Source organism: Erwinia sp. 2186, from assembly GCF_057812255.1.
The window spans coordinates 4,181,413-4,208,135 of the sequence record NZ_CM173824.1; the positions used below are offsets into that span (position 1 = coordinate 4,181,413).

The window sequence follows — 26,723 nt, forward strand, 5'->3', positions numbered from 1 at the left end:
ATAACAGGAAATAACCCAGCCATTGTTATTCCCTATAATTGGAATTAACTCTACAGTGCCGGGAAACGTCGCGGCTATGGAATAAGTTGCTATAAAGCCGTCAATAACGCCTGCCTGCTAACCTTCAGCCTAATCCCTGCTGTTATTATGGCCAATGCGATCAAAATTCAGCCAGATTTCTTATCAATTCCCTTTCAGGCCCGGCGCACAATTTGCTGCTTGTTTGTGCGTATGGCCTCAGATAGAATCAAGAACGATTATCATTTGTTTTTGTATTCGGTTTACGCTGGAAATCCCATGGCCACCATCGTCCGTCAGGCAGTTGAGTATGGTTCACATCCGCTGATCTTTTTGCAGAGCAATCGTTCGCTGGCGTCTTCGCTGCGCGCCTTGTTCAGTGAACACCGTGCTTATTTCCTGGATAGCGTGAAGTTGGGGGAAGAAGCGCCCGCCAGCAGCATGACGCTGGACCGCTGGTCGACACCGGAGAATTTCGCCCGCCTTAACGCGCAGTACGGTGACTATATCTACCGTGAGCATGGCGAGATGGAACGCGAAAACAAGCCGCTGCAATCGCTCTGGGCGCAGTGGTATTTCGGCCTGGTGCTGCCGCCGATGATGATGGCACTGCTGATTGAAAACCGCCCGCTGGACTGCTCACCCGAGCATTGTCACGTTGAGTTCCATGAAACCGGCCGCCCGGCAACCTTCTGGTTTGACGTGCGCGAAGATGAAGAAGCCCGTTTCCTTAGCCCACAACGTCGTATGGATCGCCTGATCCAACAGCATCTGATCCCGGCGGTGCGCGCCATTGAGCAGCACGGTGATATCAACGGCAAGCTTATCTGGAGCAACACCGGCTTCGCCGTGCACTGGTTCCTCGGTGAACTGGCCCCTCTGCTGGGCAAATCCCTGCACGCCGAACTCGAACACGCCTTCTTCTTCAGCAAAACCCTGCTGGACGGTTCCGACAACCCTTTCTATCGCACCATGCTCCCGCGTGACGGTGAAATGCAGCGACGTACCTGCTGCCAGCGCTATCGCCTGCCGGAAGTTGAGCGCTGCGGAAACTGCACGCTAAGCTAAATTAACGCCTTCCCGTTTACAGTCAGTCTGCTCTGTGGCAACTTTATGCGCTTCGTTATGTGGGAGAAAAGCATGAGCCTGGAGTCTGTACGGCAGTTCTTTGCCGAGCGCGCCCCTGATATTGGCATTATCGAGCTGGCCGAGAGCACGGCAACGGTCGCTCTGGCGGCACGGGCACACCATGTGGAGCCTGGCCAGATTGCCAAAACCTTGTCGCTGAAGGTGAAAGATCGGGTGGTATTAATTGTGACTCGCGGCGATGCCCGCCTGGATAACCGTAAGCTGAAAGCGACGCTGGGTGCCAAAGCGCGCATGCTCAGCACCGATGAAGTGGTGAACTGGACCGGTCATCCGGTCGGCGGCGTCTGCCCGTTCGGGCTGGAAACCCCTTTACAGATCCTGTGCGATATCTCGCTGAAGCGTTATGAAGAAGTGCTGCCTGCAGCCGGATCGATTAACAGCGCCGTGCGTATTTCGCCCGAGATGCTGGCGCAACTGACCGACGCCAAATGGGTCGACGTCTGCGAGATCCCTGCCTGACGGCAACAAAAAAGGGCGGCTCTGAGAACCGCCCTTTTCGCTTACTCCCCTAGCGGGACTGTTCGCTCACCTTGCCGGGTGAAGACGATATCTCCACCCCGCGCGTTTCCCTGCCGAAAGCCACCAACACACAGATCAACACCGCCACGGTGCCGGCGACAATCGCCATCGCCAGGCCATAGTTGTTGCCATGCGCTTCCGCTATCGAGGATTGCAGCGTGGCATTGACTGACGCAATCAGGTTACCCAGCTGATAAACGAAGCCTGGCAGCACCGCGCGGGTATTGGCCGGCACCAGCTCGGTCAGGTAGGTTGGCACCACGCCCCATGCGCCCTGCACCATAAACTGCATCAGGAACGCGCCCAGCCCGATCATCACCGAACCGGTCGAGAATGCCCACAGCGGGATCACCGGCAGCGCGAGGCAGGCAGCAATCATCATCGCTTTCTTACGGCCAATTTTCTCTGACAGCGTGCCAAAGAACACGCCACCGAGCATCGCGGCGATGTTGTAGCAGATAGCGATGATGCTGACGGTATGCGGATCGAAGCCGTGCTGTACCTTCAGGAAGGTGGGATAGAGATCCTGCGTGCCGTGGCTGAAGAAGTTGAAGCAGGCCATCAGCAGTACCAGATAGACACACAGCTTCCAGTGGCTGCGCAGCACCGGCATCAGCGCGGTGCTCTCTTTACGTTCCCGTGCCGCCAGCCACACCGGCGACTCAGGGACTTTGAAATAGATAAACGGCAGCAGCAGCACCGGCAGCGCGCCGATCAGGAACATGCCGCGCCAGCCGACGGAGGCATAGAACAGGCCGAAAATAATCGATGCCAGCAAATAGCCACAGGGATAACCCGCCTGGAAGATCCCCGACATCAGCCCGCGCGAGCGGTCAGGAATGGTTTCCATCGCCAGGGATGAGGCCACGCCCCAGACGCCGCCCATCGCAATACCGTAGATCACCCGGAAGGCGAGGAAGGTGCCGAGGGTCGGAGACCAGGCGGACAGCAATTCGAAAATCGAGAACATCAGGATGTTGACCATCAGAATCGGTCGACGACCAAACCGTTCGGCCAGGCGGCCAAACAGCAGCGCGCCAATCGGTCGCACCGCCAGCGTCAGCATGATCGCCAGCGAGACGTGCGAAATTTCGGTGTGGAAGTTGGTAGCAATATCACTCAACACGAAGACCAGTATAAAAAAGTCGAACGCGTCCAGCGTCCAGCTGGCAAAGCTGGCGAAAGCCACATTGCGCTGGGTCGAAGTCCAGTTGAACATAGGGTTATCCTGTCTTGCTGCGGCCAAGGCCCGGATATCGGGTCAAGAAATGTTAACTATTTGTTTATAGCATGTAAGTAAATAGCGATCTTCGCGTCTTTGTCAGCGCAAGATTCAAGCTGTAAACCGGCGTAACACTTCATTACCCGCCTGATAGTTAGCAGGGGTAAGGTGCTGCCGCGATGTTAATGCTTCGGCACTAATTGTTTATTTGCTACACTCCCGCCGTGGATTTTTGACCAGGATATTCAAGGCTTGTCGCTGATTCAGATGCACCGTTCGCCCAACCGCTTTGCGGCCTGGCTGGCGGTGGTGGCCATTTTGCTGCTGTTTATTGCTCCGGTGATTTCCAAATCCCTGGTGAGTGATGCTGCGCGTGATTCGATGATGATGCCGGGAATGGCCATGGATCATGACATGGCGATGCATGATGAGATGCCGATGGACGGCATGAACATGGCCACGATGTCGCCGCTTGAACATGCCCGCATGATGCAGCACCATCCGATGTCGATGATGGATGACAGCGCCTGCGGCTACTGCGTGTTACTGGCACACCTGCCGTTAGATTTGACCAACTTCCCTGTTTTGTGGTCTTCACTTCAGGCCGCCAGGCTTCCCGATTCGCCGCCGTTCCGCCCCGCTGTGGCACGGTTTATTCCGCAGTTTTTCCATCCCCGCGCCCCACCCGCTTACTGAGCCGGTTAAACACTAAAAATATCCTGTCGTTATAGCGGCAGGCACCTGCTCATGCCTGGAAACAGGCGGATGGAAAAATATCATGTCAGAAAAAATCCTGGCGCAGTCTGCACGCGCCGAACAATCGCGCAGCGCCCTGCTGCCATTACTGCGTCGTCTGCATTTCTATATCGGGCTGTTTATCGGTCCGTTTATCTTCGTCGCAGCCTTCACCGGCGCGCTGTACGTGATGACGCCGCAGTTGGAAAACGCGCTCTACGCACATCAGCTGTTTACCGACAGCCAGGGGCCGGAACGCTCTCTTGCCGATCAGGTTCGGGTCGCTGAGTCGTTTATTGGCCCACAGGCGAAAATTACCGCCCTGCGTCCGGCGCCCGCTGCCGGGGAAACCACGCGGGTGATGTTCACCACGCCTGACGGCGGCAGTGCCACCACCGCGGTATTCGTCGATCCTCAGACCTTAGAAGTACGCGGCATGCTGAACGTTTATGGCACCAGCGGCGTGCTGCCGCTGCGCACCTGGCTGGATTATCTGCATCAGAATCTGCTGTTGGGCGACGTTGGCCGGAACTACAGCGAGCTGGCCGCCAGTTGGTTATGGGTGGCATCATTAGGCGGACTGCTGCTGTGGGCCACCAGCAGGGCGCCGGGCCGGATCAAAAAAGGCCGCCGTTCTCGCGGACAAAGCCTGCTGCGAAGCCGCTACTGGCACAGCACGCTGGGCGTGGCGCTGCTGCTGGGATTGATCTTCTTCTCGGCCACCGGCCTGACCTGGTCGCGCTGGGCGGGCGACAATATCTCGTCGATGCGTGCCCACTTTGGCTGGCTGACGCCTGCGGTGAATACCGCGCTGACGCCAAACGCGGAAGCGGCTGATGACAGCATGCCGGGTATGACCATGCCTGCCGATGCACATGCCGATCACGCGATGCCAGGGATGAACATGCCTGCCGATGAACATGCTGAACACAAACAGTCAGGCATGCCGATGCCGGACAATCCGGCGGCGTCGGTCAGCATCTCACCGGAGCAGTTTGATGCGGTGGTGCATACCGCCCGCGCGGCGGGGATTTCAGCCGGCAAGATTGAAATCCGCCCCACCACCCGCGCCGATAAGGCCTGGACCGTCAGCGAGATCGACCGCCGCTGGCCAACCCAGGTCGACAGCGTGTCGGTCGATCCGCGCAGCTATGCCCTGCTGGATAAGGTGGAGTTTGCGCAATTTGGCCTGCTGGCCAAACTCACGCGCTGGGGCGTCGATGCCCATATGGGGGTGTTGTTTGGCCTGCCGAACCAGCTGATTCTGGCGGCTTTTGCGCTGGGACTATGCGTGATGATTGTGATGGGATATCGCTTATGGTGGCTGCGCCGTCCGGCCGCCGGGCAAGGCCCGCATCCGGCAGAAACGCTGATTTATCACTGGCGACAGCTGTCGCTTAGCGGCCGTTTTGCGGTGTCGGTGGTTACCGTGGCGTTGGCGTTGAGCCTGCCGTTGATGGGCATCAGTCTGCTGGTGATGCTGGTGATTGATGCCATTCGCTGGCAGCGTGCGGTGAAGGTCGCCTGAGTCAAATGAACTGGCTCCCCGTCTTCCGCGACGGGGAGCGCAGCCTTAAGCCAGCGCTTTTTCCAGCATCGAGAGCAGCAGACGGTTATCCACCGTTTGCAGTACGTGAACCAGTCCCGCCGTTGAAGGCTCAATCGCCACGTCGACCCGTAATGGCGGACGGTAGCGCCATGATTTCCCGCGCGTCTGTCCCGGCCGCAACTCCACATTGACGTAGTAATCCGCGGCCTTGGCCACCTGCTGATTCAGCAGCCAGGCCACCACCAGCGCATCGTGGATCCAGCAGCCCGGCAGATTGCGGGTTTGCATCGAGTAATCCATCCACGGCCTGAGCGTTTCGGTGACAAAGCGCGCCAGCGGCGTGTTCAGTCGGGCAATCCGGTCCAGATCGCTATGCGTCATCAACGTCTGGGTGGTGACGTCCATCGGCACTAAGGTGATGTTAGCACCACTGTTCAGCACCTTGTGCGCGGCTTCAGGATCGAGGCCGAAATTGGTGTCCTTGATATAGTCATCCAGCGCAAACACGCCGCCCATAATGGCGATCTCCTGCACCGCTTCCACCATCTCCGGATAGCGTTCCATCGCCAGCGCCACGTTGGTTAACGGCCCAATCGCCACCAGGGTGATCTCGCCGGGATTGGCACAAATCAGCCGGGCGATAGCATCGGCCGCGTCCTCTTCCGGTGCCACAAAGGCCTCCGGCTGACGAACGCCCTGCCACAGATGCGCCAGTTTGTTACCGTGCACCCGATTGTCCAGCGCGTCACGCCACGGCTGTGGCGGTTCGACCAGTGCCTGGGTCGCCCCTTTCAACACCGGAATAGTCAGGCCTAAATTTTCAATCAAATCTTTCGCTACGTTGAATCCCTGCTCGCACGGCGTGTTGCCGGCGACCGTGGTAATCAACTCGAGCGAGATATTGGGTGACCCCAGCGCAAGCGCTATGGCCAGACCATCATCAACGTTGGCACCGACGATGCCGTTTCCTGGGTCACAATCAATAATCAATCTTTTCATTTTTTTATTATCATTTTTGTGCGGCGTTGCGGCTGTCGTTAAAGCCACAGCCACAGGATTCGCCTATTTCCAGCTGGTGCGCAAACTCACTCAGCTGTGCCTCGCCTTCCGGGGCTGTCAGCATTGCGATGGCCCTTTTCGCCATTTCCCCAACCGGCTGTCGCACGGTGGTTAATGAAGGGACATGAAACGCCGATTGATCCGTTCCGTTAAAACAGACCAGAGCAACCTGCTCTGGCACCGTAATGTTGTGTTCCGACAGCGCCCGAATACAGCCAATCGCCTGGGCTTCGTTGCTGGCGAACAGCGCGCGAGGTAACGCGCCGGTTTTCAGCATTTGCTGACCGGCCTCATAGCCGCCTTCGCGGGTATAGCTTGTCGGGAATATCCACTCTGGCCGCTCGGTCACACCCGCGTCGGCCAGCGCCTGACGCCAGCCTGCAAGACGATCCTGGGTGTTAAAACGCTCCAGCGGACCGCAGATAATGCCAATGTCCTGGTAGCCGTGGCTCAACAGATGCGAGGTCACCTGACGGGCAGCCTCGCGCTCGTCCACGCGCAGAATATTCACTTTCAGACTGGGATCGACCCGGTCCAGCATCACCAGCGGCGTGCCGGTGGCCTGAATCACATCGATATAAGGGTGGCGATCGACGCTGTTATAAAACAGTCCATCAACCTGACGGCTCAGCAGATTGTTGATCAGCTCCAGCTCGCGCTTACGGCTGTCACCGGCATCGCCCAACAGCATCACCATGCCGTTGCTCAACGCTTCCTGCTGCAACGCATGGGCAAATGACGCGATAAACGCGTTGGAAATATTGGGCACCACCAGTCCGTAGGTTTTCGTGGTGCCCGACGCCAGAGCACGGGCCACGCTGTTGGGCCGGTATCCGGTTTTCTTGATGGCCTCAAGCACGCGAAGCCGCGTTGCTTCCGCAACCGGCCTCGGACCATTGTTCATCACATAGCTCACCACGGCGACCGAGGTGCCCGCTTCTTTGGCGACATCGCTGCGGGTGGCACGATTTACGGTGCTTTTTACCAAATTATTGCCTTTTCCAGAGGCAAACCGCCGAGCGATCGACGGTTCGCCTGGTTTCCCGTCAGATCGCGTCTTCCGGGTCATTTAAGTCTCGCCCACGGGTTTCCGGGGCAACAAACGTGGTCAGGAAGCCAATGGCCGCCATCGCCGCAAAGTAAGTGGCGATCGGCCACCAGTGGCCAGTCCATGACAACAGCGCAGCAGCAACCAGAGGTGCTGTTCCACCAGAGAGAATCGATCCCAGCTCTTTCGCCGTCGCCATTTTAGTGTAGCGGTGATGCACGCCGAACATCTCAACGCCCCAGGCTGCCTGCACACCAAAAATACCGAGTGACGCCAGGCCCATACCGACAACGATAGTCGAGATCACAATCACTGGCTCACGAGAATCCAGCAACATAAAGGCCGGGAAGGCATAAAGGATCAGTAAAAGGCAGAACCAACGGTAGGTAATGCGGCGGCCAAAGCGGTCAGAAAGCCAGCCAGCGAAAGGAATGATCAGGAAGCCGAGCAGAGAGGCAAGGAACACGGCGGTGGTGGCAACCGACTTATCGACAGCCAGCACTTTCACCACGTAGCCGATGATAAAACCCTGAGCCAGATACGAAGGGCCGTTCTCACCGATACGCAGGCCAACCATCACAAAGAACGAACGGCTGCGTTTCCAGAAGCTGCGGGTATCGACCGGCAACGGCTTAGCAACGCGTGAACTTTCACGCTGCGCCAGCAGTTCCGCTTTCTTGCGTTCAAATACCGGGGTTTCTTTCAGATGACGGCGGATCCACAGCGCCACCAGCGCAATCAGCGAGCTACAGAGGAACGGGATACGCCATCCCCAATCCTGCAGCTGCTGTTGATCCATCTGCACCACCGCCAGCCAGACCAGCGAGGCCACCAGCGTGCCGCTGTTGGATCCCAGCGCAATGATCGAGGAGACCAGACCGCGTTTTTCTGCCGGGGCATATTCACCCAGCATCACCGTGCCGCCAGACAGCTCGGCGCCAGCACCAAAGCCCTGACTGAAGCGCAACACCACCAGACAGGCCGGTGCCCACAGGCCAATCGAGGCATAGCTCGGGATAACGCCGATCAATGTGGTCGACGCGCCCATCAGAATGATGGTCGACACCATCACCACTTTGCGGCCTTTACGATCGCCAAGCCAGCCGAAGAACAGTGCACCGATCGGTCGGGCAATAAAGCCTACGGACCAGGTGGCAAAGGTCGCCAGCAGCGCCATGGTTGGGGTGGATTCGGGGAAGAAGACGTCGCCAAAGATAATACCGGCGGCCAGACCATAGAGGGCGAAGTCCGCATATTCCATCGCGGTGCCAAGCCAACAGGAGAAGGTGGCGCGCCAAAAATCTTTACGGCCTTCTGGGGTAGTCAGGCGTTCATCTGCCGCAGAGGATGCGGAACGTGAAGCCTCATGCTGAGTGCTTTGAGGAGTGGACATGAAAGTTCCCTGAAATACAGAGTGCTAATTTGCCTTCCCTGGCGTGTCCTGAGAGTCAGGAAAAATTCGCCAGTTAGGACGCTCTTTTGCTGAGCCATGGTTAAGGTCAGAACAGGTTCCCTGGTGTTGGGAGAGTTATATTCGTTTCCCGGTCGTCGGTTTTAAGTAACCAATCGCATCCATACGGTGAAACAAAGTGACCTTCACTGGGCAGATAAGCATCATGCGTCGCGAATTTTTACTACGAGGGCTATTGTATCTACGCGCGTAGATTTTGCAATAGATCTGCGCAAATAAATTAGTGTCACTTCACATTTGGAAAGCACGACTCCAGATAAAAGCGATAAAATACATTAACTTGAATTAATAACTTAATTTATCGCTCTGATATTGCACTACAATACACCGAATAAACTGTACTAAAGTTCAGTTTTCACTCACGTCTGACTGGCTCAGTCGTGGGCATTCTAAACGGCAGATTATTGCAGTCAGATGAATCCTCGCCCATTGCCGGGCAAATCTTAAAATCAGCCCGCTTATTTGTCTTAACCTGAACGTCAGCTTACTCTTGAAAAAAACACCTGAGGGAAGGTAATGACCATAATTCTGATGCGTCACGGTAAGCCGGACCATACGGTGGGCGGCCGCTTACCGGCGCTGGCGATGACAGAGTGGTGTGAAGCCTATGATATGTCGAACGTGCAGGATGGCCCGCCGGATAAGAGTATTCGGGTGGCGGCGATGGCCGACTACGTGGTGACCAGTCCCCTTCCCCGCGCGCGCTCGTCACTGCAAAAGCTGGGGCTGGAACCGGCCTGCATCGATGCGGTATTCAGCGAAGTGTCCCTGCCTACCATGCGCCTTGCCTATCCCCACCTTCCTCCATCGCTGTGGCTTTCGTTACTGCGGCTGATGTGGCTGTGCGGCTATGCCGGATCGGTCGAATCCTTCCAGCAGGCGGAACTGCGCGCCACTCAGGCCGCTAACCGACTGATTTCCCTGTCGGAGCATGGCAACGTGCTGCTGTTGGGACACGGCATCATGAATAAAATGATCGCCCGCCATCTGCGCAAAGAGGGCTGGCTGGCGGAGAAACATGCCAGCAGCCGGCACTGGAGCGCGGCCATTTATCATCCGCCGGTTATTCCGCCGGGAATGCTGTAACGGGCGACTTCAGCACCTCGATAAAGGCGCTTAACGCCGCAGGCACATGGCGATGGCCAGGATAGTACAGCGCCAGCCCCGGCGAAGGCGGACTCCACTCTTCCAGTACGATTTGCAGCTTGCCGCTCTGTAGCCAGGGCTCCGCCACGCTGCTCGGGACATAGGCGATACCCAACCCCTGCGCCGCCGATTCGACCATCAGTTCCAGATGATCCAGCATCAGCGCGCCCTTCACCTCCATATGCCGCTCCACGCCACGACGCGAGAACTCCCAGCGATAGAGCTTGCCGCTGGGTAAGCGGAAGCGAATACATTGATGGGTTAACAGATCGTCGGGCGTGGCAGGTTCGCCGCTTTTCGCGACATAAGCGGGCGAGGCCACGGCAATAAAGCGCAGATCGCCGCCAAACGGCACCGCCACCATATCCTGCGGCACATCCTCCAAAAGCCGCACGCCGGCATCAAACTGCTCGCTGACGATATCGATCAACCGCCCTTCGGTGACCACATCCAGCGAAATGGCCGGATAGCGCTGCAAAAACAGCGGCACAACCCGCTGCAACAGCTGACGCGCGGCGCTCTCGCTGGCATTGATCCGCAAGGTGCCGGTCGGCTGCTGGCGAAATGCCTCCACCGAACTGAGCGCACTCTCCAGCCCTTGCAGCACCGGCTTCAACTGGTTAAGCAACTGCTCGCCGGCTTCGGTGGTCGAGACGCTGCGGGTGGTGCGGTGCAGCAACCGCACCGCCATCTTCTCTTCCAGCGCGCGCAGCATATGGCTGAGGGTGGACGGCGATAATCCCAGCTCGTCGGCCGCCTGACGAAAACTGCGGCGGGTGGCGACCAGCACAAAGGCCTGCAGCGCGGAGAGATCGGGTTTGCTATTCATGGGTAATTTTCACCAACTCATGCATGATTGGACGGATAGTAGCATCAATTCCAGCGGCGTAAGGTTACCTGACACTCAACAGGAGAAACCCCATGTCTAAAACCTGGTTTATTACCGGCACCTCATCAGGCTTCGGCCTGGAAATGACTGAACGCCTGCTGGAACGCGGCGACCGCGTGGCGGCCACCTTGCGCAAACCCGCCGTGCTGCAGACGTTGAAAGCGCGTTATGGTGGGCAGCTGTGGCTGGCGCAACTGGATGTGACCGACGCCGAAAGCGTGCGCACGGTCGTCGATCGGGCCTTTGCGGAATTAGGCCGCATTGATGTGGTGGTCAGCAACGCGGGCTACGGGCTGGGCGGCGCCGCCGAAGAGCTGGCGGATGCGCAAATTGAACGCCTGCTGGACACCAATGTGCTCGGCTCGATCCAGCTGATCCGCGCGGCCTTACCGCATCTGCGCCAGCAAGGCGGTGGCCGCATCCTGCAGCTCTCTTCGATGGGTGGGCAGATTACCTTCCCGGGACTGAGCCTTTATCACACCAGCAAATTTGCGATGGAAGGCTTTGTCGAAACGGTGGCGCAGGAAGTGGCGGCATTCAATATTGAATTCACGCTGGTTGAGCCAGGCACCGCCCAGACGGGGTTCACCCAGGGAATGGAGATGGCTGAACCGCTGGCGGCTTACGATCGGAGCCCGATGCGGCAGCTGATGGAGAACTGGCCAACCGTCGGCGAGGCGAAAAAGATGGTGCGCGAAATGATTGCCTCCGTCGATCGCTCCCCTGCGCCACGCCGACTGACGCTGGGCAGCGATGCATACACGCTGGTGCATGCCGCATTGACCGAACGCCTTGCGGCGCTGGAAGCGCAGAAAGAGATCGCCTTTTCGACCGATGTCGGGCGCTGACCGGCATTTCAGAGGAACAGGCAAGTCAAAAAGCGGGTTAAGGAGAATACTTCGTGGGTTCGTCTTTCTGATGTACTACGGCCAGAATCTCAATACCGACTTTGACTACCCGGTAGAAGATTAGGTGGGAGTTGGCAGGGAAACTCAGTACGCCGGGACCGATGTCAGCGCTACGGTCCCGGCCCAATGCAGGGTTAGGGTCAAGAATATCCTGCATCGTTGTCCGCAATGCGTTGGCATACAGATCGGCGGTAGTCGCACCAAAATGACGATGTGAATACGCTCTTATGGCGCGGATCTGCGCCCTTACTTGTGTGGTAAATATGACGGTCATCCTTGAACCTATTCCCCAGCGTGTTTGATTTCTTCTTCAGTAAGGTCGCTGAACACATCGTCAATACTGTGCAACTCGCCACGTTCTGACTGGACGATCGACTCCGCAACCATCGCGCGCAGTTTCATTAGTTTCAACTGCTCATAATCGTGAAAATCTTCAATCGACATCACCACCACTTTAGGTCGGCCATTCTTGGTAATACTGACAGGCTCGCGCTGCGCTTTGCTGATGAGTTCGCCAAACTGGATTTTGGCCTCACTGGCGGTAAAGCTGTGCATACTCACATCCTTCAACAATACAACAGGTACGATTCGTACCGATTCATACCAATTTTAATGCATCGCAGCCACCCGCACCATGCCCACTGTTAAGAAATGCGTACTTCGTCAGTTTGTTTCAGAGGAACAGGCAAGCTTGAGAGAGGCCCGGATATTCGCAGCCAGGGGATAAGGCTTTACCCTGAACTTCGCTGACGGACAAGCCGTTCAGCAAGCACTGGTAAGGAGAGTCCTGTGTCTGAACTGAACAATAAAATCGTGGCGATCACCGGTGCCAGCAGTGGTATTGGCGAAGCCACCGCCCGACTGCTGGCGGCCAAAGGCGCGCGTGTTTTGCTTGGCGCGCGCCGTACCGATCGTCTGGCGACGGTGGTTGCAGAGATCCGTGCCGCTGGCGGCGAAGCGCATTTCACCTCGCTTGACGTCACCAACCTCAGCGAGATGGAGCGCTTTATCACCGAAGCACAACAGCATTTTGGCGGACTGGATGTGCTGATTAACAACGCTGGCGTGATGCCGCTATCGCCGCTTTCGGCCCGTAAAGTGGACGAGTGGGATCGCATGATTGACGTCAATATCCGTGGCGTTCTCTACGGCATTGCAGCCGCACAACCGCTGATGGAACAGCAGCAGCACGGCCATATCATCAACATTTCGTCGATTGGTGGACTGAGCGTCTCGCCAACGGCGGCGGTGTATTGTGCCACCAAGTTCGCGGTGCGGGCCTTATCGGATGGGCTGCGTCAGGAGACGGATAAACTGCGGGTGACGGTGATTTCACCGGGCGTGGTGACGTCAGAACTGGCGGACAGCATCAGCGATGATTCAGCGCGCGAAGCGATGAAAACGTTCCGCCGTGTGGCGCTGGAACCGGATGCCATCGCGCGTGCCGTGGTGTATGCGATTGAGCAACCGGCGGACGTGGATGTCAGCGAGATCGTGGTGCGTCCTACCGCCAGCCCCTACTGATCCGCTTCAGACCCGCCGTGACCGGCGGGCTTTTTTTAGACTTAGCCCGCCATCTCAATGGCCGGTTCCAGCCGCAGGATTTCTTTCATATACAGCGCTTCCTGAACCGGGCTGCGACCAAAGAAGCGCTTAAACTCGCGGCTGAACTGCGAAGGACTTTCGTAACCCACTTCCGCTGAAGCCGTGGCGGCAGACATTCCGCCACGCACCATCAACAGTCGGGCCTGATGCAGTCGGGTGGATTTCAGGTATTGAATAGGTGAGCTTTGGGTCACCGTTTTAAAATGGGCATGGAAAGTAGCCACGCTCATGCCCACTTCGCTTGCCAGATCGGCCACCTCAAAATGCTCGCTGTAACGGTTTTGCAGGATATGTAATGCCCGCGCAATCTGCGCAAAATACCCCTGCTGCGCCAGCGCCGCACGTAACGTGCCGCCCTGATCGCCGACCAGCACCCGGTAGTAAATCTCCCGCACGATCCCCGCGCCCAGCACCTGACTTTCCTGCGGCGAACTCAACACCTCCAGCAGACGGATGACGCTGTCACCCAACGCCTCATCCAGCGGCGAAGAGAGCATGCTGACCGCGTCATGACGGCGGGGAACCGGCAATTTTAAGGTCAGCAGCAAATCGGCCAGCACCGCAAAATCCAGCCTGAGCGCCACCGCCAGCATCGGCTCATCCACGCTGGCTTCGGTCTGGCTGATAAAGGGCAGCGGTACCGCGACCACCAGAAAATGCTGAGCATCGTAAACATAGACGTCATCCCCCAAATAACCGCGCTTGCAGCCCTGGCAGACGATGACAATCGAGGGTTCGTACAGCACCGGCGTATGGTCCAGCGGCCTGTCAGAACGCAGCAGGCGCACATCATCCAGCGCGGACCGGGTATAGCCGTTATTGGGGGCAAGTCGGGTAATCAGCGCCGCCATTTTCTTGCGCCGCTGCTCGGTTTCCAGCGCCTGAGGTTCAGCCATGCGCATCACCGTTCAGGCCCAGCCGACGCTTGAGCTGGCTGCGGGAATCCGCCAGCAACTGCTCAGCCACCGCATCATCCTGAATGGCTCGCGCCAGCGCCATCGCGCCAATCAACTCGGCCTGCGCCGAGGAGGCCAGAGACTGCGGTTGTGCATGCCCCATCGCCTGTAGCGAACGGGCGATCAGCGCCTGCATTTCCTGAATGCCCAGCGTAAAGCGTGCCCGCGCCTCGTCCGGCAAACGGCTGGCTTCGCCCGCCAGCGAAGGCATCGGGCAATTGTGCTCCGGTGCGTTGCGGGCTTCAGGGGAAAGGTAGAGATCGATCAGGCGAGTCAGCCGCGCAGCGCCTTCCGGCAGCGGCGACAAGGCATTCAGCCGTTCGCCGGTTTCGTTAAACATCCGGTCGATAACGTTCGCCACCAGATCATCACGCGAGGTGAAGTGCGCATAAAACCCGCCGTGCGTCAGCCCAACGCGCTTCATCAGCGCCGCCACGCCGATGCCCTCAGTGCCCACGACGCGCATGATGGCGGCCGCTTCGTCCAGGATTCGCTGACGGGTGCGTTCTTTATGGGTGATGACTTCTGACATGGGGCCTCCGGGACGGGATCGGTAATCGGCTTGCGCTGAATTGTGCGGCTGAACGCATGAGCCAAATACAGGCAGTTTAGCTCAGCGCTTAAAAGGATATGACTATCATAATAATTATTATGACCGTCATATTCAATGTGGCGTTAGCCGTTGCGCGCCTATCTTGATGAAAGCGCTAGATAAAATTTTTTGGATGGACGAAGAACGGGCTAAAACCGCTATTTTGGCGCTATTGACAGCCAATATGATGGCCATCATATTAAGCCTCAACACCAAATGATAACCATCATATCCAGGAGAGCATCATGACCCATTCGAACGCATCTAAAGGCACAGCAGCGATCACCGGCGCATCGGCAGGGATTGGGGCTTTTTACGCACAACGCCTGGCACAGCGCGGCTACGACCTGTTGCTGATTGCACGCGACAACACGAAACTTGAGGCACTGGCCGCAAAACTCTCCTCAGATTACGGCGTGAAAGCCGAGGTGCTGGCCGCCGATCTGATCGATCAACAGGATCTGGCGCGCGTCGAACAACGGCTGAGCAGCGATGCCAACATCACGCTGCTGGTCAATAACGCAGGCATGACCGTCGCCGGCGACTTCCTGGATAACGACATCGACAGCGTACAGCGGATGATCATCCTTAACGTGCTCGCCCCGACCCGACTGGCACATGCGGCGGCCAACGCCTTTAAGGACCGCAAACAGGGCACGATTATCAACATCGCGTCGGTCCTTTCGCTGGTGCATGAAATGTCCAACGGCGTGTATAACGGCACCAAATCCTTCGTGCTGAACTTCAGCCGTTCGCTGGAAGCGTCGCTGCAACCTCACGGCGTACGTGTGCAGGCCGTGCTGCCAGGGTTAACCCGCACCGAAATCTTCGAACGTTCCGGCCGTTCCGCCGACGAGCTGCCGGCGCATATGCTGATGGAAGTCGACACCATGGTGGATGCGGCACTGGCCGGACTGGATTTAGGCGAGAGCGTGACCATCCCATCGCTGGAGAAATATGAAAACTGGGAAGCCTACGATGCCGCCCGCGCCGCGCTGCTGCCGGATTTATCGCTGAGCCAGTCTGCGTCTCGCTATCGCTATCGCTAAAGGGATGTTGGGTGCGGGGAACGAGTACCTTGAATGGGGATCGCTATGGCTTAGTGACGTAGCGGAAACCGTTGTCGGGACAAGGGTAAGGGGCGAAGAGGTTGTTATTCCACCCGTTTTCCTGGTTGGAAATTAGCCAACCGGATGATAACTGCTGGATTGCACCACCGAGTTACATTATAATCCTGCGCCTCAGGCCCCATAGCTCAGTTGGTTAGAGCACGCGACTCATAATCGCTTGGTCACTGGTTCAAGTCCAGTTGGGGCCACCAAATTTCCCCTGTCAAATCAGGACATTAAGCCACCTTTTAGAGGGTGGCTTTTTTGTTTCTGGGTTTTGAGTGGCGATGAAATGGCGATGCCTGTCCAAACAGGCGCAATGCCTCTCAATAAAGCCAACGGCCCGCTTTTGCTGATTCAATCAGCATGGTAATAGTGAGTTCCTCTGGCTCCTTTTCCTCTACCCGCATTGAGCGAGGTCGCAGGAAATTAGGGATCAACCCTTTTTCGTATGGCCAGTATTTGATGAAATCGAAGTTTGTATCATCAACACCAAAGCGTGAAAAATAATCCTTCATAATGTCATCGCCTGTCTCGCGTGCCCAAGGGTAGCGGCCTGTGCTGAGGCTGTTATCAAGAGTAAGAGGTCGCTTTTTACTAAAGGGCGTGGGCAAGTTCCAATGCTCGTCATACCAGTCGAAGACCTCCTGTGCCTTAGCTTCACTCATCCCCATAATTTGTCCTCTTCCCTCGCAATACGATTAAATGTATTCGTTGCCCTCCAGGCGATGGTCATCACGTGATTCATCATGAACATAATACCGAGTATAGGGATCCAACGCCCTCTAAAAGCCCCTAAATTAGTGACATAGCTGAATATTCTTCTTTTTATCGAACCATTGGTAAGCGTAGGCAATTGCATACCAACTTCAATATTGATCCAACGCCTTAAATTCTGGCTTAAGAAGCTGGTTCCTTTGGTTGCTCCAGCTGGCTTTCCTCTGGTGGTTTTCGTTGGTTGACCCAAGATGAAAAGGGCTAGTGCTATCACATCATCAACATTTAACTGCCGTTGGGCTTCATCAAGGAACACCCAGAAAACTCCGCTAAATTACGTCCTCGCACGCCAGGCTAAATCTGCCAACCAGCGCACACTTCACAAAATTCCCGCCTCAAAACCCCTACCCACAAACCCAACGCGGTTATAGGATTGCCACTCCACCAGACAGGAGTCGAAGAGTATCCATGGACACAATCAACAACACCCCAACCCCCGCTCAGTTCCCAGGCCAAAAATGAACATCACTGACGCTCAGGTATTAGCCTGGTATCAGGAAAGATGGAATAAGCCGTTATTCCTCTCCTTCAAGCGCCCCACTCTTACCCTGGAGACCAGCCTTTCTACAGGTGATTACCCATGGTGCTGGGAGGATGGGGAAGACATCCTTGTTGAATACTTCGACAAATTCCATGTCGATAAGGGCAATTTCTCATTCACTAACTACTGGCCGAATGAAGGGGTGTTTATGCTTCTGAATTTTCTGCGTTCAAAGGACAAAAAGAGGAAGTGGACTGAACCGAAACCACTCACCTTAAAAATGCTGGCTGAATCGGCGAAGGCCGGCCGTTGGCTGTATAACTAAATGGAAATATGAAGGTTGTGGCTAATCACATCAATCTGCGCCTAACCTTCAGCACTTCAAGGAATAGATTATGTCACCCAGCACGGTTATTAAATGGACCCACCGGATCCTGACGCTTGTCCTGTTGCTATTAGTCCTCGGCTATTTCGCCTATCAGCGCGCAATGGGCCCGCCTTATGACGATGCATTGCTATCAGCGAAACAGATCGGCCCGGATACGTGGCTTTATATAACGGAGTATCAGGGCGGCGCGACGGTGTCAGATGTCTACCGTTACTACCTTTCAGCGGAATTAAAAACCGATCCGCTAAAAGCCCTCGGCCATATTGCCCCCTTCCTGACGGCGGATACCGCGGATGCCAAGGTCAACAAATGGGGAAACCGAGTCAGTATCAACCTCAGCGGCAAGGTCTACCAGTTCACCAGCTCGGTCTTTTACACCTCAGACGGCATTGCGATGACGCCATCAATTGATTTCACCTCCCGCACCCCATAAAAAAAGGCAGCCCCACATGGAGCTGCCAGCATCACTTTAGCCCTAAACCACTATGACTTTTTCTTCGCCTTAGGTTTCGGGGTCGCGCCGGTCGCTTTCACCGTTTTTACTGCTTTAGCGGCAGGCGACGGGACGTCGGCACTGGTCGCTTCGACAAACTTCTCATAATATTCCTGAGACAGCCTGCGGATGGCTTTACCGATATTGGCGTAGTCATACTCATTCAGGTTAGCCAGCGACACGCGCCATGACGGGTGCGGAGTAGGCGGTCACCACGTTGCCCTGCAGGCGGAGTATGTCGCTGGCAGGCAGCCACGCAAACGAAAACAAGCGCACTGCTAGCAATGAAGGAGCATTTTCTCCAGATTTGTGCACCGTTCGCACCACCAACAACGAACCTTACGCCATAATCCCCGTTCAGGGCCAGCCCTGCCTGCCTTTGCCGTTCTGGCATAACTCCTGCATTGCTAGATCACTAACTTGTATACAAGCCCGCATACCGGGCCACATTGGGAGTCATCAGCCATGAGCAGCAAAGACAAACAGACTATCGATGCGATGCGTCGCCAGATCATGAAGTATTCGGCACTGACTTTAGGCGGCGTTGCACTCAGTGGCATGTTGGGGAGCCTGCCTGCGATGGCGGCAAACGAAGAGATCCTGATTGGCTACTGGCCGATTGTCGGCGGTCTGCCTTTATATGTCGGTATTGAGAAAGGCTTCTTTAAAAAGGCGGGCCTGAATGTGCGCGCGGTGAAATTTGCCAGTACGCAACAGGTGGTCGAAGGGATGATCACCGGGCGCATTCATGGCTGTGCCAACGGCACGGCAACCGGCGCACTGGGACTGGGCGCGCTGACCAGCCCGGACCTGTTCAAAATAATCTGCTCCAACCCGTCCAACGAAAAAATGGTGCTGGATGAATTCCTGGTGCCGATGAACAGCACCGCCAAATCCATTGGCGATCTGAAAGGCAAACGCATCGCCTGCGGACCCGGCATTCAGAACGTCACCATGGCGAAAATCATTCTGGAAAAGAATGGCTTCACGGAAACCAACGTGATCGAACTGCCGATTGGCCAGCATGTGCCTTCACTGGCGGCGGGCCAGATCGACGGCGTTTATACCCTTGAGCCCACCGGCACGGTCGCGCGGATGAAAGGCTTGGGCAAAGTGCTGGAAACCGGCGTGATTGCGAAATACGTGCTGGGCGATGCCAACGCACCGTGGTTTGGTGGCGCGGCGGCGCTGACCAGCAGCTTTATTAATGCCGATAAGGCCCGCTCGACGCAGTTTGTCGAAGCCTATGCCGAAGCGGTGAAATACATTCAGCAAAACCCGGACGACGCGCGTCAGTATGTTGCCGGCTACACCGGTATCGAAGCCGCGCTGGTGAAGGAAGTGCCGCTGCCGGGCTTTGTGATGTATGACCAGCTCACCGGCGAGAATCAGCAATGGTTCCAGAAATTCTATGACGTCTTTACCGAGCGGAAGATCTTCAGCAAGCCGCTTCAGGTTGCCCCGCTGATCTACAAAGCATAAGGAGCCGCAAGATGAAGTCATCATGGCGTTATAAGCTTCTGCCGCTGGTTGGGCCGCTGCTGCTGTTTTTGCTGTGGCAGACGGCGGTCAGCGCCAAATGGCTGAACCCGGTGTTACTGCCCTCACCGGGTGAAACCGTCAGCTATCTGTTCAGCAAGCTGGCCGACGGCAGCATGAATCAGGATATCGGTGCCACCCTGTATCGCACGCTAATGGCCTTTTTCGTCTCGGCGGTGATTGGTGTGCCGCTGGGCGTGATGCTCGGCAGTAGCGAACGTCTGTACCGCAGCGTGGAGTTTCTGGTCGATTTCTTCCGCTCCACGCCCTCTTCGGCGCTGATCCCGCTGTTTATGCTGATTTTCGGCATTACCGACACCAATAAAATCGCCATTGCGGCCTTTGCGGCGGTGCTGGTGATCCTGTTTAACAGCGCGTACGGCGTAATGAATGCCAAAAAGACCCGCATCATGGCGGCGCAGGTGATGGGCGTTTCGCGCTGGCATGTGTTCAAAGACATCATGCTGATGGAAAGCCTGCCGCAAACCTTTGTCGGCCTGCGCACCGGCGTGTCGATGGCGCTGGTGATCGTGATCGTTGCCGAGATGTTTATCGGCTCGGAAACCGGCCTGGGCCATCGCATTATTGACGCGCAGCAGCTGTTCAACATTAAGGACATGTACGCGTCGATCCTGATTACCGGTGCCTTTGGTTATCTGCTGAATCTGGGCTTTTTGCTGATTGAAAAGCGCTGCGTACACTGGAGTGGCAAAGCATGAACCATCCTCCCTACCCTAAACCCAATACCCACGTCACGATCCGCGGGCTGGATAAAACCTTCGCCGGGCAACCGCTTTATCAGGATCTGAATCTCGACTTCCCGCGCGGCAAGATTGTGTCGATATTCGGCCCCAACGGCTGCGGTAAATCGACGCTGATGAATATGATTGCCGGCCTGATCCCGGTCGATCGCGGGCAAATTCTGTTTGATGGCAAAACGCTGGCGGAAACCACCATCGGCTATGTGTTCCAGAACTACCGCGATGCGTTGTTTCCGTGGCTAACTGCCTGGAACAACATTGCCTATCCGCTGAATCGCCGGGGAATGAAGGCCGGTGCGGTGAAAAAGCGCGTGGCCGAGCTGTCGGAAATGTTTGATATCCGCTTCGATCTGCAGCGCTATCCGTACGAGCTGTCGGGCGGCCAGCAGCAGACGGTGTGCATCATGCGTGCGCTGGCGACCGAGCCGGAGGTGATGTTTCTCGACGAGCCGTTCTCGGCGCTCGACTTTGAAATGACGCTGTTTATCCGCGATAAGCTGCAGCAGGTCCAGCAGGCCACCGGCGTGACGATGCTGATTGTCTCGCACGATCTGGAGGATGCGGTGTTCCTGGCGGATGAGATCTTACTGCTGACGCGGCGTCCGACGCGGGTGGCGGAAATCGTCCCGTTTGAATTACCGCGTCCGCGCACCGCCGAAATCATGAGTCATCCGGAATTTATTCGCGTCAAAGCCCATACGCTGGAGGTGTTTAAGCGGGAAATGGCGGGGTAGTCTCATAAAGCAAAAAGCAGCGCCGGAGCGCTGCTTTTTTATTTCACCCATCCGGCCGATCAGGCTTCCGGCGGGGCTTTCCCTTCTTCAATAAACTCTTCATCGATCTCATCGCTGTTTTCGCGGTTATCGCGACCGGAAAGCAGATTCCAGCAGGCAATAAACATCGCGGCAATCAGCGGACCGATCACAAAGCCGTTAATACCGTAGATTTCCATGCCGCCGAGGGTGGCGATCAGGATCAGGTAATCCGGCATCTTGGTATCTTTGCCGACCAGCAGCGGGCGAAGAATGTTATCCACCAGGCCAATGACCACCACAAAGAAGCCGACGATAAACAGCCCTTTCCACAACACGCCCGAGGCGAAGAAGAAGATCGCCGCAGGCACCCAGACAATCGCCGACCCCACCGCCGGGATCAGGGACAGGAAGGCAATCAGTGCACCCCACAGCAGGATGCCATCAATGCCGGTGATCCAGAATGCCAGCGCACCCAGCGCGCCCTGCACCACCGCCACCACCACCGTGCCTTTGACCGTCGCACGGGAAACCGCTGCGAACTTCATAAACAGGTGATGCTTCACGTAGCTGGACAGCGGCAACGCTTCGAGGATCAGATTGACCAGGTAAGCACCGTCTTTCAGCAGGAAGAACAGCAGATACAGCATGATGCCGAAACCAACGGTGAAACCGAAGGTGCTTTTACCGATCAGGAATACGCTGCCCGCCAGATACTGTCCGCCCTGCATCGCCACCTGTGAAAGCTTTTGCTGGATTTGCGCAGCGGTATCCAACTGGTGTTCGGTCAGGAAGCTTCTGGCCCAGCCCGGCAAATGCTGCATCACGTCAGCCATGATGGTCGGCAGCTGCATATTGTTGCTCTGCAGCTTGGTGTAAACCACATTGAACTCAATCGCCATCGACGAAACGAGAATGGCCAACGGGGTGAAGACGATTAAGCAGATCACCACCAGCGTGGCAAAGGTGGCTAATCCATTACGGTCACCCATCATCTGGCGGAGTTTTGTTTTCATTGGGTGGAAGATCACTGCGAGGATCGCAGCCCACAATACCGAAGAGTAGTACGGCCCCAGTACATCAAGAAAAGCCACTGTTACGATAAAAAGGATCAGGATGAAAAATCCTTTTGCCAGGCCGTTAAATCTCATGTCAGTCCCTCTAATGCGCAATTTTGCTCCCGAAGCATAGAACGCAATTTCGCATTTGCAACAAAAGACTGACGCTCATTTAACGGCCTGTCACATCAGGCGAGTTTCACCGGCCACTGATTCAGCACGATGCCACGTTTCTGCGCCCCTTCACCGAAGTCTTTCAGCACCGCTTTGACATCCGGATCGATGTACTCCGCGTTGTCGTGATCGACAATCACTACGCTGTTTTCCGGGATTTCCGCCAGCAGGCCTTTCAACCGGGGGTTATGCATAAAGGTCAGGTTCTGCTGGAAGCGCAACACAAAGTGATCGTCGTAGCGCGTCAGCAACATCGCCCCGCGATGGCTCTTGTAGATGCTGAACAGGATCTGCGTGGCCAGGCCAATACCAATCCCCGCCAGCATGCCAAACACCAGAATCCCGCCGATGGTGGCAAGGAACGGCACCGCCTGCTGCGCGCCCTGACGGAACTGCTCAACAAACAGGCGCGGCGTGGCCAGCTTATACCCGGTATACAGCAGCACCGCCGCCAGGCTGGCCAGCGGAATGGCGTTCAGCAGTTCGCTGAAGTAGAGGCCACACACCAGCAGCAACACGCCGTGGATCAGGATTGAAATCTTGCTCTGCGCACCGGCGCTGACGTTGACCGAGCTACGCACAATCACCGCGGTAATCGGCAAGCCGCCAAGGAAGCCGCTGATCAGGTTACCAATACCCTGCGCGCGCATCTCTTTGTCCGGCGACGGCGGTGGATTTTGTGGACGCAGCTTTTTCAGCGCTTCCTGGCTAAGCAGGGTTTCCAGGCTGGCAACGATGGCGAGGGTCGCGGCGATCATATACACCGCCGGATTCTGCCAGACGCTCCAGTCCGGGCGTTCCAGTTCACCGGTCAACGCCGCCAGGCTGTCGAAGGAAGGCAGAGAAATGCGCGGCAGGTTGCTGACGATGTCCGGGAACATTCTGCCGCCGACCACCGTCGCCATACAGCCAAACAGCACCGCGACCAACGGGCCGGGCGCCCAGCTCAGCACCTTGATGTTTTTGACGGTGTTGGTCGACCAGAACCACAGAATAAACAGGCCGATGCCGGAGACCACAATCGCCGGGATCGACACGCTGAACGCGCCGCCGGTGACCAGCGAGCTGAGTTCACTCTCTTCCGCCGCACCCAACGCCACCGGGATCTGCTGCATAATCAGCAAAATACCGATTGCCGCCAGCATGCCTTTGATCACCGTGCCAGGCACCAGGGTGATAAAGCGTCCGGCGCGCATCACGCCAAGCATAAACTGCAGCACGCCGGCGATGATTAACGCGAACAGCAGGGCGGAAAACGATCCGAGGGTTTCAATGGCGCCGGTGACAATGGTCACCAGACCGGCGGCCGGGCCGCTGACGGCGAATTTAGACGGGCTGAAGGTGGTGACCACCAGCCCGCCAATCACCCCGGTAAGCAGGCCAACGAAGGGCGGAAGGCCGCTGGCCTGCGCAATGCCCAGACAGAGCGGCAGCGCCACCAGAAACACGACCAGACCCGCCGGGATATCCCGACGTAGATGACTTAAGTTCATGGCGATTTACCCTCTGCACTTTGCTGGATTAACTCTTTCAGATGCCCGGACTGCAGGTCATACACGCAGCCAAACACATCCAGTTCCACGCCGGATCGCCAGATATTCAGCACCGGCTCTGCGGCGATCAGGTGAGAAAATTGGGCGAGGACGTTGGCCTCCACCAGCTTATTCAGCTTTTCGCTTTCATCCTCAATACCCTCGGCGTCGGCCAGTCCCGGTGCCAGCGCATTACGCAGCTGCGTGATGCGTCGGGCGAGCGGCGAGTTTTCGTCAGACAACGGAATATTCGGTAAGGCTATCGCCGCCTGCACGCCACCGCAGCCGTAATGGCCGCAGAGCACAATGCGCGAGACTTTCAGGTACTCCAGCGCGTATTGCAGCACGCTCATAAAATTATCGTCACCGGCCACCACCATATTGGCGATATTACGGTGCACAAAGAGTTCACCGGGATGCGCGCCGGTCAGGACTTCGGCGGGAACGCGGCTGTCGGAGCAACCAATCCACAGCGAGTGCGGCTGCTGGGAATCGACGTTTTGGCGAAAGTATTGAGGATTGCGTTGGCGGCGCTGTAAGGCCCAACTGCGGTTTTTCGCTAACAGGGGTTTTAGTGTCGTCAAAATACATTCTCTCTTTTAAGTACGACAGGAATAAACCTGAGCGCCAAATAAATGGAAATAAGTGTTAACAGAGGAACTGCCTCCGTTTAAGCATGTACACATCTGCTGTAATAAGTTCTGATATTTTAGACTGGTATTAATTATTAAGATTATTCTTAAGTCAGATGAAATAAGCGAATGTAATTTTTATTAAATTAACCTGTTTACCGTTGATTTCTCAGCACACGCGTTTCCAGCCAATTAAATAAACTAAAGTAATCAACTAAAACCCCTAATAATCAATAATATGATTATTAATGCATTCCGGATGCATTAATTAAACATAAGCTTTTCCTATGACCTCAATTAGCCATAAAAGGGATGGTCGTCTCTTTAATATACCGCTTTATCATTATTTTTTTTGGGGTGAATAAATAGATCCACTGGCTAAATCACTGAAAGGTTTTATTTCTCTAAGAATAAATACGCTGGCGAGTAATAACGCGATTTATCAATAAACGTCAGAAACACACTGAAATATTTGAACATCTTTACATTGTCGATCTGCCGCCCTTCCCCGGTTTCATCTTACGGCACACCTCACAGAATAAATAAAACTCATGCCTCTATAACCATTTTATGGCAGACAAAGCCGCCGCCCCTGCTTAAGTTGGTATTGGCACAACAAAACAACAACAATATAACTGGCTGTTTTATAATAAAAAAACAGAACAGACTTACCTCAAAAACAGATAAAAACACCACCCGTCAATCCCAGGTGAGTGGATTTTTTTTTAACCCGGTCACGGATTAATAAAAAAAACAGAGAGCGTACCCTATGAGCAACCACGACATTGTCGACGTAAAGGGATGGATTGATTCCCGCGCCATCTCGGGGAAGCAATGGCTGATTTTGGCCCTGTGCTTCTTAATTATCCTGTTCGACGGTTATGACGCCGCCGTAATGGGCTTTATTGCCCCTGCCCTGATTGAAGACTGGGGCATTTCCCACGCTGAGATGGGCCCGATCCTCGGCGCCGCAATGTTCGGCGTGGCGATTGGCGCGCTGGTCGCCGGGCCGTGGTCGGATAAATTTGGCCGCAAGAAGATCCTGCTGATTTCGATTGCCTGCTTTGCCTGCTTCAGTCTGGGCAGCGCCTTTGCCCGTTCGCCGATGGAGATGGCGCTGCTGCGCTTTCTGACCGGGCTGGGCCTTGGCGCGGTGATGCCCAACTGCGTAACGCTGGTGTCGGAATATATGCCGGAACGTCGCCGCAGCCTGATGATCACCCTGATGTACAGCGGCTTTAATATCGGTTCCGGGATGGGCGGCTTTATCGCCGCCGGCATGTTGCCGCACTTTGGCTGGAAATCGGTGCTGCTGTTCGGTGGCGCGATGCCGCTGCTGATGCTGCCGGTGCTGATTTGGGTATTACCGGAATCGGCAATGTTTATGGTGGTGCGCAACGTCAGCCGCGAAAAAATTGCCGCGGTGCTGAACCGCATGGGCGGCACCTTTACTGCCACCACCGCCTTTGTGCTGTCGACGCCGATAGTGCCGAAAAAAGCGCAGGTGCTGCAGCTGTTCAGCAAGGGCTATGCCGGCGGCACCATCGTGCTGTGGCTGACCTACTTTATGGGCCTGTTTGTCATCTACCTGCTTAACGGCTGGCTGCCGACCATTATGCGGTCGGGCGGCGTCACGCTGGAGCGCGCGGCAATCGTCGCCGGGCTGTTCCAGCTGGGTGGCACCGTCGGCGGCCTGCTGGTCGGAAGCCTGATGGATCGCCTGAAGGCGAAATATGTCATCGCGACCTTTTATCTGCTGGGCTGTTTCTGCCTGGTCTCTCAGGGCGTCTGGGGCTTTGGTCCGGACATGCTGGCGCTGCTGGTGTTTGTCAGCGGGCTCTGTATTAACGGCGCGCAGACCGGCCTGCAGGCCTTCTCACCGGCCTTTTATCCCACAGAAATGCGCGCCACCGGCGTGTGCTGGATGCACGGCATTGGCCGCAGCGGCGCGATTATCAGCTCCTCGCTGGGCGGCGTGCTGCTCGGGGTGTTCCCGGGGCAAACCAGCATCTTTATTGTGTTAGCGATCCCGGCTCTGCTGGCGGCGCTCTCGATTACGCAACATAAGCCTGCGCAGGTGGCAAGACAGCTGAAAGGGGTTGATCTCAACGACCTGCCGTCCCTCTCGCGCAGTATGAATAACCGATAAGTGAAGGAAGAG

28 protein-coding genes, 1 tRNA gene and 1 pseudogene are annotated in these 26,723 nt (G+C 56.2%); 15 read left to right on the forward strand and 15 right to left on the reverse strand.

The window, feature by feature from the left end; genetic code table 11:
* Nucleotides 1-297: 297 nt before the first annotated feature.
* On the forward strand, nt 298-1,086 hold the full coding sequence (gene fhuF, locus ACXKZG_RS19505) for a siderophore-iron reductase FhuF (RefSeq protein ID WP_346595499.1): 789 nt from the start codon (nt 298-300) through the stop codon (nt 1,084-1,086).
* 72 nt (nt 1,087-1,158) lie between these two features.
* On the forward strand, nt 1,159-1,626 hold the full coding sequence (locus ACXKZG_RS19510) for a YbaK/EbsC family protein (RefSeq protein ID WP_041692203.1): 468 nt from the start codon (nt 1,159-1,161) through the stop codon (nt 1,624-1,626).
* Between the two features lie 49 nt (nt 1,627-1,675).
* Here ACXKZG_RS19510 and ACXKZG_RS19515 read toward each other — a convergent pair whose 3' ends face one another.
* Nucleotides 1,676-2,905 carry an MFS transporter gene (locus tag ACXKZG_RS19515; RefSeq protein WP_013200603.1) on the reverse strand — a complete coding sequence of 410 codons (1,230 nt, stop codon included), beginning with the start codon at nt 2,903-2,905 and terminating at the stop codon, nt 1,676-1,678.
* Nucleotides 2,906-3,175: 270 nt separating this feature from the next.
* Between ACXKZG_RS19515 and ACXKZG_RS19520 the strand changes: the two genes are divergently transcribed.
* Together ACXKZG_RS19520 and ACXKZG_RS19525 are read left to right on the forward strand one after the other, a co-directional pair.
* On the forward strand, nt 3,176-3,604 hold the full coding sequence (locus ACXKZG_RS19520; protein WP_488876287.1) for a DUF2946 domain-containing protein: 429 nt from the start codon (nt 3,176-3,178) through the stop codon (nt 3,602-3,604).
* An 82-nt stretch (nt 3,605-3,686) separates the two neighbouring features.
* Nucleotides 3,687-5,171 carry a PepSY-associated TM helix domain-containing protein gene (locus tag ACXKZG_RS19525; RefSeq protein ID WP_488875309.1) on the forward strand — a complete coding sequence of 495 codons (1,485 nt, stop codon included), beginning with the start codon at nt 3,687-3,689 and terminating at the stop codon, nt 5,169-5,171.
* Between the two features lie 45 nt (nt 5,172-5,216).
* Here ACXKZG_RS19525 and ACXKZG_RS19530 read toward each other — a convergent pair whose 3' ends face one another.
* From ACXKZG_RS19530 to ACXKZG_RS19540, 3 genes are read right to left on the reverse strand one after another with little or no spacing between them, the layout of a single operon-like run.
* Entirely contained in the window at nt 5,217-6,191 is a 975-nt protein-coding gene (locus ACXKZG_RS19530) for a nucleoside hydrolase (protein ID WP_488875310.1), read from the reverse strand.
* A 10-nt stretch (nt 6,192-6,201) separates the two neighbouring features.
* Nucleotides 6,202-7,239, reverse strand: a complete 1,038-nt coding sequence (locus ACXKZG_RS19535; protein WP_488875311.1) for a LacI family DNA-binding transcriptional regulator — start codon at nt 7,237-7,239, stop codon at nt 6,202-6,204.
* Between the two features lie 58 nt (nt 7,240-7,297).
* Nucleotides 7,298-8,692 (reverse strand): MFS transporter, encoded by a 1,395-nt coding sequence (locus ACXKZG_RS19540; RefSeq protein ID WP_488875312.1) that lies wholly within the window; start codon nt 8,690-8,692, stop codon nt 7,298-7,300.
* A gap of 594 nt (nt 8,693-9,286) precedes the next feature.
* On the opposite strand from ACXKZG_RS19540, the gene ACXKZG_RS19545 reads away from it, so the two are divergent.
* Entirely contained in the window at nt 9,287-9,856 is a 570-nt protein-coding gene (locus tag ACXKZG_RS19545) for a histidine phosphatase family protein (RefSeq protein ID WP_488875313.1), read from the forward strand.
* Here ACXKZG_RS19545 and ACXKZG_RS19550 read toward each other — a convergent pair.
* Nucleotides 9,834-10,745, reverse strand: coding sequence for a LysR family transcriptional regulator (locus ACXKZG_RS19550; RefSeq protein WP_471720631.1), 912 nt, complete (start codon nt 10,743-10,745; stop codon nt 9,834-9,836). The genes ACXKZG_RS19545 and ACXKZG_RS19550 overlap by 23 nt on opposite strands.
* A 92-nt stretch (nt 10,746-10,837) precedes the next feature.
* On the opposite strand from ACXKZG_RS19550, the gene ACXKZG_RS19555 reads away from it, so the two are divergent.
* Nucleotides 10,838-11,653 (forward strand): SDR family oxidoreductase, encoded by an 816-nt coding sequence (locus ACXKZG_RS19555; protein ID WP_488875314.1) that lies wholly within the window; start codon nt 10,838-10,840, stop codon nt 11,651-11,653.
* A gap of 37 nt (nt 11,654-11,690) precedes the next feature.
* Here the strand turns inward: ACXKZG_RS19555 and ACXKZG_RS19560 are convergent, their stop codons facing one another.
* Both ACXKZG_RS19560 and ACXKZG_RS19565 read right to left on the reverse strand, forming a co-directional pair.
* Nucleotides 11,691-11,987, reverse strand: a complete 297-nt coding sequence (locus ACXKZG_RS19560; RefSeq protein WP_134823376.1) for a type II toxin-antitoxin system RelE/ParE family toxin — start codon at nt 11,985-11,987, stop codon at nt 11,691-11,693.
* An 8-nt stretch (nt 11,988-11,995) separates the two neighbouring features.
* Nucleotides 11,996-12,268, reverse strand: a complete 273-nt coding sequence (locus tag ACXKZG_RS19565; RefSeq protein WP_053140587.1) for a type II toxin-antitoxin system Phd/YefM family antitoxin — start codon at nt 12,266-12,268, stop codon at nt 11,996-11,998.
* A 234-nt stretch (nt 12,269-12,502) separates the two neighbouring features.
* Here ACXKZG_RS19565 and ACXKZG_RS19570 point away from each other — a divergent pair, with 234 nt between their 5' ends.
* Nucleotides 12,503-13,237, forward strand: a complete 735-nt coding sequence (locus ACXKZG_RS19570; RefSeq protein ID WP_488875315.1) for an SDR family oxidoreductase — start codon at nt 12,503-12,505, stop codon at nt 13,235-13,237.
* A 41-nt stretch (nt 13,238-13,278) separates the two neighbouring features.
* On the opposite strand, the gene ACXKZG_RS19575 is transcribed toward ACXKZG_RS19570, so the two are convergent.
* Together ACXKZG_RS19575 and ACXKZG_RS19580 are read right to left on the reverse strand one after the other, a co-directional pair.
* The gene (locus ACXKZG_RS19575; RefSeq protein ID WP_488875316.1) at nt 13,279-14,214 is read right to left on the reverse strand and encodes an AraC family transcriptional regulator; all 936 of its coding nucleotides are present in this window, start codon (nt 14,212-14,214) and stop codon (nt 13,279-13,281) included.
* A complete protein-coding gene (locus ACXKZG_RS19580) occupies nt 14,207-14,806 on the reverse strand; it encodes a TetR/AcrR family transcriptional regulator (protein WP_346599848.1) in 600 nt (199 codons plus the stop codon). The genes ACXKZG_RS19575 and ACXKZG_RS19580 overlap by 8 nt, the downstream gene beginning before the upstream one ends.
* A gap of 305 nt (nt 14,807-15,111) precedes the next feature.
* Between ACXKZG_RS19580 and ACXKZG_RS19585 the strand changes: the two genes are divergently transcribed.
* Nucleotides 15,112-15,915 carry an SDR family NAD(P)-dependent oxidoreductase gene (locus ACXKZG_RS19585; protein WP_488875317.1) on the forward strand — a complete coding sequence of 268 codons (804 nt, stop codon included), beginning with the start codon at nt 15,112-15,114 and terminating at the stop codon, nt 15,913-15,915.
* A gap of 195 nt (nt 15,916-16,110) precedes the next feature.
* Nucleotides 16,111-16,187 (forward strand) — tRNA-Ile (locus ACXKZG_RS19590).
* A 114-nt stretch (nt 16,188-16,301) separates the two neighbouring features.
* On the opposite strand, the gene ACXKZG_RS19595 is transcribed toward ACXKZG_RS19590, so the two are convergent.
* Nucleotides 16,302-16,643 (reverse strand): DUF1493 family protein, encoded by a 342-nt coding sequence (locus ACXKZG_RS19595; RefSeq protein ID WP_488875318.1) that lies wholly within the window; start codon nt 16,641-16,643, stop codon nt 16,302-16,304.
* Nucleotides 16,640-17,014: pseudogene (locus tag ACXKZG_RS19600) on the reverse strand (STM2901 family protein); the annotation flags it as partial. The gene ACXKZG_RS19595 and the pseudogene ACXKZG_RS19600, both read right to left, overlap by 4 nt.
* A 196-nt stretch (nt 17,015-17,210) precedes the next feature.
* Here ACXKZG_RS19600 and ACXKZG_RS19605 point away from each other — a divergent pair.
* Complete coding sequence (locus ACXKZG_RS19605; protein ID WP_488875319.1) at nt 17,211-17,558, forward strand: DUF1493 family protein; 348 nt, start codon at nt 17,211-17,213, stop codon at nt 17,556-17,558.
* A 70-nt stretch (nt 17,559-17,628) separates the two neighbouring features.
* Entirely contained in the window at nt 17,629-18,054 is a 426-nt protein-coding gene (locus tag ACXKZG_RS19610) for a hypothetical protein (RefSeq protein WP_488875320.1), read from the forward strand.
* A gap of 50 nt (nt 18,055-18,104) precedes the next feature.
* Here the strand turns inward: ACXKZG_RS19610 and ACXKZG_RS19615 are convergent, their stop codons facing one another.
* A complete protein-coding gene (locus tag ACXKZG_RS19615) occupies nt 18,105-18,296 on the reverse strand; it encodes a hypothetical protein (protein ID WP_488875321.1) in 192 nt (63 codons plus the stop codon).
* A 283-nt stretch (nt 18,297-18,579) separates the two neighbouring features.
* Between ACXKZG_RS19615 and ACXKZG_RS19620 the strand changes: the two genes are divergently transcribed.
* Genes ACXKZG_RS19620 through ACXKZG_RS19630 form a run of 3 tightly spaced genes read left to right on the forward strand, consistent with a single transcriptional unit; the run spans nt 18,580 to nt 21,148 of the window.
* Nucleotides 18,580-19,596 carry an ABC transporter substrate-binding protein gene (locus ACXKZG_RS19620; protein ID WP_488875322.1) on the forward strand — a complete coding sequence of 339 codons (1,017 nt, stop codon included), beginning with the start codon at nt 18,580-18,582 and terminating at the stop codon, nt 19,594-19,596.
* Nucleotides 19,597-19,607: 11 nt separating this feature from the next.
* Nucleotides 19,608-20,372, forward strand: coding sequence for an ABC transporter permease (locus tag ACXKZG_RS19625; protein WP_013200582.1), 765 nt, complete (start codon nt 19,608-19,610; stop codon nt 20,370-20,372).
* Nucleotides 20,369-21,148 (forward strand): ABC transporter ATP-binding protein, encoded by a 780-nt coding sequence (locus ACXKZG_RS19630; RefSeq protein ID WP_488875323.1) that lies wholly within the window; start codon nt 20,369-20,371, stop codon nt 21,146-21,148. The genes ACXKZG_RS19625 and ACXKZG_RS19630 overlap by 4 nt, the downstream gene beginning before the upstream one ends.
* 59 nt (nt 21,149-21,207) lie before the next feature.
* On the opposite strand, the gene ACXKZG_RS19635 is transcribed toward ACXKZG_RS19630, so the two are convergent.
* The 3 genes from ACXKZG_RS19635 to ACXKZG_RS19645 form a co-directional block, all read right to left on the reverse strand.
* On the reverse strand, nt 21,208-22,317 hold the full coding sequence (locus ACXKZG_RS19635) for an AI-2E family transporter (RefSeq protein ID WP_013200580.1): 1,110 nt from the start codon (nt 22,315-22,317) through the stop codon (nt 21,208-21,210).
* 95 nt (nt 22,318-22,412) lie between these two features.
* Complete coding sequence (locus tag ACXKZG_RS19640) at nt 22,413-23,891, reverse strand: SulP family inorganic anion transporter (RefSeq protein ID WP_471720644.1); 1,479 nt, start codon at nt 23,889-23,891, stop codon at nt 22,413-22,415.
* Nucleotides 23,888-24,514 (reverse strand): carbonic anhydrase, encoded by a 627-nt coding sequence (locus ACXKZG_RS19645; protein ID WP_106381793.1) that lies wholly within the window; start codon nt 24,512-24,514, stop codon nt 23,888-23,890. Before ACXKZG_RS19645 ends, ACXKZG_RS19640 begins: the two co-directional genes overlap by 4 nt.
* A gap of 817 nt (nt 24,515-25,331) precedes the next feature.
* Between ACXKZG_RS19645 and ACXKZG_RS19650 the strand changes: the two genes are divergently transcribed.
* Nucleotides 25,332-26,711: an MFS transporter gene (locus tag ACXKZG_RS19650; RefSeq protein WP_013200577.1), complete on the forward strand. Its 1,380-nt coding sequence runs from the start codon at nt 25,332-25,334 to the stop codon at nt 26,709-26,711.
* Nucleotides 26,712-26,723 lie beyond the last annotated feature (12 nt).